The sequence below is a fragment of the Halomonas sp. NPDC076908 genome (assembly GCF_050269715.1).
Taxonomy (GTDB): domain Bacteria; phylum Pseudomonadota; class Gammaproteobacteria; order Pseudomonadales; family Halomonadaceae; genus Vreelandella.
This window is the reverse complement of sequence record NZ_JBNNIW010000113.1, coordinates 1-1,338: the sequence shown is the minus strand read 5'-3', so window position 1 is coordinate 1,338 and position 1,338 is coordinate 1. Positions and strand designations below refer to the sequence as shown.

1 protein-coding gene and 1 pseudogene are annotated in these 1,338 nt (G+C 48.1%); one reads left to right on the top strand and one right to left on the bottom strand.

Annotation, left to right across the window (positions count from 1 at the left end):
* Window positions 1–79: 79 nt before the first annotated feature.
* Window positions 80–490, bottom strand: a pseudogene (gene soxR, locus ACQKE4_RS20730) (redox-sensitive transcriptional activator SoxR).
* Between the two features lie 104 nt (window positions 491–594).
* Here soxR and ACQKE4_RS20725 point away from each other — a divergent pair.
* Window positions 595–1,020, top strand: coding sequence for a VOC family protein (locus ACQKE4_RS20725; RefSeq protein ID WP_427390110.1), 426 nt, complete (start codon window positions 595–597; stop codon window positions 1,018–1,020).
* Window positions 1,021–1,338 lie beyond the last annotated feature (318 nt).

Below are 1,338 nucleotides of genomic sequence, written 5' to 3'. Positions count from 1 at the left end.
GCGTTACGACAAGCTGGCCAGTAGCTTCAAGGCCATGGTGACATTGGCTTGCATTGAGCAATGCATGAGAGCCGACTTTTCAGACAGAACCTAGCTGGTCATCCGGGTTATAGAGTGGGCAACTTGTCATACTCAAACAGCCGCAGCCGATACAGCCGCTGAGGTTGTTGCGCAGTGATTGTAGATACGCAATGCGGCCATCCAGCATGCGCTGCCAGTTTTTTGAAAGCTGCTGCCAGTCTTCAGCCGTGGGCGTACGGTTCTTGGGTAATGATTCAAAAGCCTGCTTAATCTCTTCGAGGCTGACGCCAACTTTTTGCGCGGCTTTGATGACCGAAATGCGCCGTAACACTCCAGGTTTATAGCGACGCTGATTGCCCGCATTTCATGAGCTTTGGATCAGGCCTTGCTGCTCGTAAAAATGCAGGGTGCTAACGCTAATCCCGCAGCGCTTGGCAACCTTGCCGACACTCCAGATAGTTTCTGCCATTACTTACCCCTGAATCTTTTTTGCCATTTTTTCCCAAAAACAGCTTTACCTCAAGTTAAGTTGAGGTTTTATGCTGCCATCTCACTTAACGCAAGGAGACTCTTATGTACTTAGAACACGTTAATCTGGTGGTTGATGATATGGATACCATGCTGGATTTTTACCGTGCGGTCTTCCCACACTGGCAGATACGCGATGAGGGCCACGGTGAGTGGTATGGCAAACCGCGCAAATGGGTACACTTCGGTGACGATAACCATTACTTGGCGTTAAGCGATCACGGCGAAGGGGCTAACCGCAATTTGAAAGGCCACAGCGTTGGGCTGGCCCATTTTGCTTATGTGACTGATAACCTTGATGCCGTAGTTGTCAGATTAAATAACGCGAGCTATGCCATTGCCAAACCCGGCGCGACAGAGCCGTTTCGCAAAAATGTCTATTTTGTCGATCCCGCCGGTTTTGAGGTGGAGTTTGTCGAGTATCTGAGTGATATTCCGGCCGAGCGGAATTTAAATCAAGATGCCCAGTAATAAGCCGGTCAGCCCCACGAGGGGGCTGACCGGTGATAAATTTAGATTTTATGCACCTTAAAATATTTTTTGAATAATCTGGTAAGATTCCTTTTCGCTTTCGGTAGGAATTAAAGGAAACAAATTCATCTTCTGGAAGAAACAGATTTACCCCTAAATAAGGCAAAGCATTCTCGCCTTATTTTATTAAGCTGCCTAGCCTTGGTGCCGGTGCAAACCTATCCTGAGTTAAGCTCAAGTCTGGTGTATGGGAGGAGGTAGGAAGGGTGGCGTATCCTGTTGATTGATCACGACCAAGATCTCAACCAACACGAGTGG

Excerpts from the sequence above, each read along its gene's own strand:
- ACQKE4_RS20725 (WP_427390110.1), top strand. The coding sequence starts at position 595 with ATGTACTTAGAACACGTTAATCTGGTGGTTGATGATATGGATACCATG.